The sequence below is a fragment of the Acinetobacter sp. YH12239 genome (assembly GCF_013417635.1).
GTDB lineage: Bacteria > Pseudomonadota > Gammaproteobacteria > Pseudomonadales > Moraxellaceae > Acinetobacter.
The window spans coordinates 1-6,898 of sequence record NZ_VPDP01000038.1; the positions used below are offsets into that span (position 1 = coordinate 1).

General features: G+C 36.9%; 7 protein-coding genes and 1 pseudogene. 1 reads left to right on the forward strand and 7 read right to left on the reverse strand.

Annotated elements, in window-relative coordinates:
• The 5 genes from FTV17_RS15110 to FTV17_RS15130 all read right to left on the reverse strand — a co-directional run.
• Positions 1–1,991, reverse strand: a 1,991-nt coding sequence (locus tag FTV17_RS15110) for a relaxase/mobilization nuclease domain-containing protein (RefSeq protein WP_257219973.1), incomplete at its 3' end; no start/stop codon positions are given.
• Positions 1,975–2,463, reverse strand: a complete 489-nt coding sequence (gene mobC / locus FTV17_RS15115; protein WP_159124546.1) for a plasmid mobilization relaxosome protein MobC — start codon at positions 2,461–2,463, stop codon at positions 1,975–1,977. The genes mobC and FTV17_RS15110, both read right to left, overlap by 17 nt.
• Positions 2,464–2,772: 309 nt before the next feature.
• Positions 2,773–3,192, reverse strand: a complete 420-nt coding sequence (locus FTV17_RS15120; protein ID WP_159124550.1) for a hypothetical protein — start codon at positions 3,190–3,192, stop codon at positions 2,773–2,775.
• Positions 3,193–3,318: 126 nt separating this feature from the next.
• Positions 3,319–3,600: a type II toxin-antitoxin system YafQ family toxin gene (locus tag FTV17_RS15125; protein WP_159124547.1), complete on the reverse strand. Its 282-nt coding sequence runs from the start codon at positions 3,598–3,600 to the stop codon at positions 3,319–3,321.
• The gene (locus FTV17_RS15130) at positions 3,593–3,886 is read right to left on the reverse strand and encodes a type II toxin-antitoxin system RelB/DinJ family antitoxin (protein WP_159124548.1); all 294 of its coding nucleotides are present in this window, start codon (positions 3,884–3,886) and stop codon (positions 3,593–3,595) included. Before FTV17_RS15130 ends, FTV17_RS15125 begins: the two co-directional genes overlap by 8 nt.
• Positions 3,887–4,049: 163 nt before the next feature.
• Between FTV17_RS15130 and FTV17_RS15135 the strand changes: the two genes are divergently transcribed.
• Positions 4,050–4,469 carry an SMI1/KNR4 family protein gene (locus tag FTV17_RS15135; RefSeq protein WP_001180106.1) on the forward strand — a complete coding sequence of 140 codons (420 nt, stop codon included), beginning with the start codon at positions 4,050–4,052 and terminating at the stop codon, positions 4,467–4,469.
• 190 nt (positions 4,470–4,659) lie between these two features.
• Here FTV17_RS15135 and FTV17_RS15140 read toward each other — a convergent pair whose 3' ends face one another.
• Both FTV17_RS15140 and FTV17_RS15145 read right to left on the reverse strand, forming a co-directional pair.
• Positions 4,660–5,595 (reverse strand): replication initiation protein, encoded by a 936-nt coding sequence (locus FTV17_RS15140; RefSeq protein ID WP_159124544.1) that lies wholly within the window; start codon positions 5,593–5,595, stop codon positions 4,660–4,662.
• 635 nt (positions 5,596–6,230) lie between these two features.
• Positions 6,231–6,898: pseudogene (locus tag FTV17_RS15145) on the reverse strand (mobilization protein); the annotation flags it as partial.

Genomic DNA, 6,898 nt, shown 5'->3' on the forward strand with positions numbered 1-6,898 from the left:
CAAGCGTATTGATCTGCTTGCTTTGCGTCTCCAAATCTTCGTAAAAGTTGTTGGGTACTTTCAATTGCAAGATTTTCGAGAGTGCTTTCTCGATGTCCGCCTGCTGTGTGCCAATTGTCATTTGAATGGGTCTTAATTCTATCTTCACCAAGTCGCTGACAATGCTGTTTAAATCCAGTTGATTTAATGCTCTCGCTAATTGCGTTTGTAATTGGGTCTTCAAGTTTTCTTGAAATGCTTGCTGTAACTGCTCCGAAAAGTTGCCCTGCTCTAGCTTTGAAAGCTCTGCTTTCAGTGTCAAAATTAAGGCTTGCTGTGCTTCTTTCTCTGTATTCAGATTGCTGATTTTGCTCTTTAGACTCAGCTCGACTTCGCTGTAGTCGCTCAAAATGGTCTTTAATGAATCGATTTGTTGACTCAAAACCTTGTTTTGCTCGGCTAACAAGTTGTTTTGTTGCATCAATAAGCTGTTTTGCTCTGTCAAAAATTGGTCGATTTCGGTCTGCATGATCTAGTTCCGTATTTGTTTCAAGTAGTTGATCTGGTTTGTAATCACTTGTGAATTCTGTTGAATCATTTGCTCTTGTGCTTTGATTGTTTTTAAATTTGTATTGGCTTGATAGCCTAGATATAAAATTATTAAAAGAATCAGCAGTCCAAAAGCTATCATCCCCCATAGGATGTGTGTTGCTCTCTGGTTGCCCAATTTTTCCGTCAAAAGGCTCTGCAACTGACTCTCTATTGTCTCTCTCTGCCCCTCTATCGCTTGCTGTACTTGGTGTTGAATGCTGTTCTGCAGGAGCTTTTCGTCGATTCTGAGGCTCTGCAACTGCTTGTTGACTTGAGCCTGTAGAGCGTGAATTGAGGTTGAAAACGAATCTATGCTCGATTTCACTTTTGATATTTCCGATAGGTCTATATTCGCTAACTGCGTTTGCAGTGCGTCTATTTGCTCCGTATAGCTCGCTGTTAGCGATTTTATGGCTTTGGGTGATAGATTCCCTATTTCGGTCAAAATCGCTCTGAGATGCGATTTTATGGCCGATGTTGTCTGCTGTACTTCGTTTAAAAGTATAGTGCTGTTGGTGATAGGTCTCTCGCTTTGCTCGATAGTCATCTCGAACGTTTTCAGCGTTTCGGAGAGCTGTTGCAAGCTCTGCTGTAGTTGGTCGGCTTTCTGCTGCTGCTCTGAGATGCTCTGAATAAGCGTTAATTTCGAATTGTTCATGATAAAAGTCGCCTCTAAGTCGATGTCTTTTGCCACTTTTCAAAGTGGCAGTTAAGTATTCTTTACTTTGTTTGACCGATGCGATTCCTTCCAGTTGCTCAATACACTGGACAATATCTGCTCTGTTTTTTACTGTCAGAGTCCTTAAAAATGTTTGTACGTAGTTATCAACGAGCTTGCCAAACTGCTTTTTTGTAAGCGCCTCAAGATCTTGACCTGTAAAAATATTTTTAGCTTGAGCGTTGAGTTTTGCGACATAGTTTGGCTCTTGTGTCGTTTTCATCAAAAGCAGATCATCGGGGCGTGACCACTGGTACTTTGTGTTGAAGTAATCACGTAAAGAATCAAAATGCTTTTCATGGCCGGGTGGGGCAATATTGAGTGATTTACCGCTTTGAATATCTAGGCGTGGTGCTAGAACGTGGATATGCTTCGAGCCGTCATCGTCTGTGTGAAGCACGGCAAAAAGGTGGTACTGTGAGGGATCTAGTCCCGAAAAAGCATGCTTTTCAAACTCGTCTAAGACTTCTTTTATTTGTTCATCTGTCGGACTGTCTTCTTTTGACCATGCGATCACGCCACTGGTGTACTTCCACAAATGTGGACTTGAGTCACAGATGGCGTTAAATGTAGTCGCATCACCACGCAAAACATCAACACCTGCCCGAACATTGCCAAGATGATCGAACTTATCTAAAACATACGCTGAAGCGTGTGCGGCCGATCCTTTACCGTGATTTAAAAATTTAATATGCACTTTCATCCTCCTCAGCAAGCTGTATCGAAGACAATTGCTTTTTAAGCCTTTCAGGGCTTTGTCTGCTGATTTTCGGAAGTGCAGGAAATACTTGTTCTAACTCGGTTTGAATGCCTTTTAAAACTGAAAAAATGCTGAAAATATCTAACTTGCGTTGCTCTTGCGGATCAGCATTTTTGATGATGTTCAATGCTCGTGCAATTTGGTTTAAGTTGTTCCCGATTTTGGATAGCTCAAGCAGTAAAGCAGGATCTGTTTTTTGATAGCGTTTAACCACTTCAATCACTGTTTTAACTTTGAGTCTAGGCTTCCTTTCATATTCTTCTGGTCGTCTTACGGTTACAGCATCTTGCATGATTTCCCTTTGAATTAAAGAGAGAATGAAGTCTGTAAAATTCGTGTTCTCTTTTTCGAGGTGCTGCTCAAGTTGTTCTAGCTGTAACTCTGTGAGTCTGAAAATTTTAGTTTTATTTCGCATATACACATCCCACTAACAGGCTTTTGGTTTTGCTTTTAAGTCAACTTTGTTGACTTGCCCATCTTGATGGGCTTGGGGTCTTAGGGGTTTCCCCTAACAAGTCCCTGTATATCAAAATTCGAAGAATTTTGTATATACAGGTAGGCTTGCTTATCTTATTTAGTCATCTAATAGTATTCTACTATATCGTGAAAGATTTATATAAAAAGATCAAAAAAAGGGTTTATCAGCTAATAATACCTAAATTTGTATATGAGTTTTTATGTTGAAATTATGATGGAAATGGGGACTGGCTCATTTACATAACTTTTAAAGGGGAGAAGCAATCCAATAGCCGTAGGTAGAACAAACTTCAGGAATAAAGCGAGTAACAGATTTTGGTATTACTGATGACGGCCCTCCACTAAGGATAATTTCATTACCTATAAAAACTTTATGATTATTAAATTTATTGGTGATGCTAATCCTACCGTCCTTTGTATATTCTAACTCATGATTATTAGCCCAAATAATAAATGAACCGGTATCACTACCAAGCCGAATACAACCATAAGGATCTACATGCAATTTCCCACCAGTAATGGTTACTCTTGAACCAGAATTAGCATGTTTAATAAAAATGATAGGTTTTACTGACTCTATGGAGTTAGATACGGGTTGGGACTTCGCTATACAACCAGTAAGCAATGTAATAATTATAAAAATTTGAGCTAAATTTTTTATTCTCATATTGAACTCTTTGAAGGCCATGCAATGCTTAGCTTCTTTTCAAACTTTCTTATCGTGCAACTAGCGTAAAGTAGCTCGATGCTTTGAAACATGGCTAAAGCCATATTTCAAAGCATCGAGCTAAAATTAGCCAAAAATCTCTGAATGGCTATCTAACTGGTGTAACTCTAAAATGTCATCCCCTACGAGCCTGTAAATCAAGACTAAATCAGGTTTAACGTGACAATCTCGACAATTCTTAAACTCAGCACCACCTTTTAATGGGTGATCTAGGTATTTTTCAGGCAATGGACTATTAGCAACTAAACAGTCCAGTACCTCAGCCCATTCAGCCGTAACTAAATCTAAGTAACGTCTTTTAATATTTCGTTTAAATGAGTTGGTTACGATGATCTTTCGTTTAGCCATGAGCTTCATCCGACATGGCTTTGATTGCTTCTTCTACTGTTTCGTACTCGGTGTACTCCCCATTTTCAATCTCTTTAAGAGATTGAAGCAACTTTGCTACTGCTGTTGGGGTCAGAGTTGGTTCTTTCGCATAGTCAAAAGCTAATGGAACAGTTCTTGTTTTCACCACCTGATTTAAAAAAAGTTTAAATGCTTGTGGCATTGTTAAACCATATTCTTCAAAAATATGATTTGCATTATCCCTCAAGTCTTCTTCTAAACGCATATTAAAATTGACTGCGGACATGGTTAATTCCTCTAAAAACCAATAATGTAAAGACAATATAAGGCATTATCTTTACATTTTCATTACTTTTGATGTAATAAATGGTTTCTAATCGCTAAATTTCGTATAATCGCCATTATGTTAAATTGTAGTAAGAACTTTAATGCGATAGAGCAGAATGTATATGCAAAATAAGCTTGATAACATTATTCAAGAATTAAAAGAACTATCTGGGAATAGTCGTCTAAACATAGAACTACCTGATGATATTTTCATATCTGCTTATGAACGAAAAATAGGTTTTATTTTTCCAAAAGATTATAAAAAAGTTTTGAAAGAGATTAGCAATATCTTTTATGGAACAATTGAATTAGCGTCTCTTACAGATGAGAAAGAATGCTATCGAGGGCTATCTCAGATATTAAATGATGCTAGGGAGCAAGGTCTGCCAGAAGATTGGCTACCTATTTGTGAAGATAATGGTAGTTATTATTGCCTATCTCCTAATCATAAAATTAGATATTGGACAGCAGATGGATATAGCGATGAGCAGTGGGAAGATTTAGCAGATTGGATCAAGCAAGTTTGGATAGATGGAAATTAAGAATTTCTAAAATTAACATAATACACCTTATACGAAATGCTTCTTTTTATTTCATATAAATCATAGTTTTATCGTATAGCAAAAAGCCCAACCCTCTCCGATTGGGCTTTTTTAATGATTGTTCACGTTCCACGCTTAGTATTTAAGCAATGTTTCACGGGATTTGTTAGCTCATATGGATAATCTGATTTTATGGTTTGAAATCCGTTTTTTGATGTAGAGCCTTCAAAATTCGTTTAGCCGTTTCTTCCCTTACACTTTTTGGATCTCGTAAAATCCCACTAATCCAAATCGCAAAAGTAGGATAGTCAGGAAAATTACTTAGATCAGAAAGTTCAGAAAGTTTAGATAGAATAGTGCTGTATTTATTAATTTGGGGATCTGACATATTACAAAATAGCTCTACTGTCTTTGTCTCTCTCTCGGGTGCTATGAGTTTTGGCTTAGGCTTCTCTTTCACAATAAACTTGAAACCAACCACAGACCGTCCTTGTTTAACGTTTTCATAAGTGAGTTCAATGTCTGTATTAGCTGTAATTTCATCTAATGAAGGCTTAATTACACGGTCTTTTAAATTACATAGCTTGTCGTAGGACTTTGGCAAACCTAACTCAGTTTTTATATGCTCTAAGGACATTTCAAATTGTCCCATAGCTTGATATTTTTTTGCTAAATGATATAGGTCGAACGAGTAGTCTTTTTTCAGACTGAGTACGATGTCTTTCTTGTACTTAGTGTATGGATTTAATTTGTCGAACTCTTTGAGCATCAAAAGAACTTCCTCTGGGAAGCATATGGATATTGAACCATTCTCATATATTGCTCTAATGACCCAGTTACAGTAGGTTTTTTTCTTATTATCACCATAGGAAAAATAACGTCTTAACAGGTTTTTACTCGCTTCTTCCATTTGCGAATACGCTGAGTTGGTTTTTATACCGCATTCTTTTGCAAAGCTCTCTGATGTTATGGTGATTGCATCTTTTTCAGTTGCATCAATTATCCGAGCTATAGGACTAGCAAGAATTAATAAGCGTTTTTCATCAATACTCATGCTTTTAAAGCACTCTTGAATCGTATTCTGCATAACAACCCAAGATACAGGGTATGTTTTTTTATAATCCATGAAACTACATTCCGCAAGAAGTAGTTTTTTATATCATATTGATTTATTTTTGCACACGATTTTTGTAGTTTTTAACATAAAACTACATTAAATATAGTGTAGTTTAGTTCATGCCATTTGTAGTTTCTAATCATGCCATTTGTAGTTTCTAATGTGCCAAAATCATGCCATTTGTAGTTTAGTTCATGCCATTTGTAGTTTTTTAAAGTCTGAAAGCCTTGCTATATGTGGTCTGGAAGGGTGTCTAAAAGTATTTAAAAGCTTTTTAAAAGAATAAAAGAGAATTAAAGGAAAAATCAAAGGCTATGGCACTCGCTTCGCTCGTGTCGTTTCAAAAGCAAAACCAAGAGCAAAAAGATTGATAATGCATTCGCTATGCTCATGCTTTTTTAAGATCAAAAGCCCCAAAGTCCGCACCCATTCGGGATGCTCTGTACTTACCGTTTTAGATTAAAAGGGAGTTTGTAATCAGGGAAAAGGCGTTGCTGAAATTTTTATGATGCTCAATCGCTCGTAGACACTCGCTTGGTTTAAACCTGTGAGGTTCAAAAAGAAAAAAACAAAGCGAACGGAGTGTGAGTGACATAAAGATAAATCGCTCATTCCCCCTCTGATTACTGTTTTGCTGAATTAGATTAAAAATCTAATTCAAAATCATTTTTAGGTTTTGGTTTATGCTCAGGTTCATAAGTTTGTTGAGAAGTATTCTGTCTAGGCAATGGATTTTTAATTTCGTAAATATCACTTTTAATAGTCTCAAAACTCTTTAAACACGCTTGATATGATTCTCTTTGCTGTTTCAAATGGTCGTTTTGAGGCTCTAAAATCTTCTCACATTTCAGATATTTCAGCATTTGATTGTCATTTTTGATCATTTTCTCAAATTTATCGTATTCCCATTCGTGGATATTTGAACGTGCACGGCTAATGTACGTTTCTAAATTTTTAGATTTTTTCTTTATGTAATCAATCAATTGTAGTGGGTTTTTATTGTTATAGGCCTCCTGTTGCTTGTCGCATAGTTCTTTGTGATAACCAACGTAATCGGGGTAATAACCGTCACTTCGCAAGTAACTGAAATTCGTAGCCGGTTTTGGCTTGAGTCGAATTTCCGCTACTGTGGTTTCTAGTCGTTCAAGTTGTTGATTAACGCTATTAATCTTTCTACAGTTTCCCCAAGCGTATTGATCTGCTTGCTTTGCGTCTCCAAATCTTCGTAAAAGTTGTTGGGTACTTTCAATTGCAAGATTTTCGAGAGTGCTTTCTCGATGTCCGCCTGCTGTGTGCCAATTGTCATTTGAAT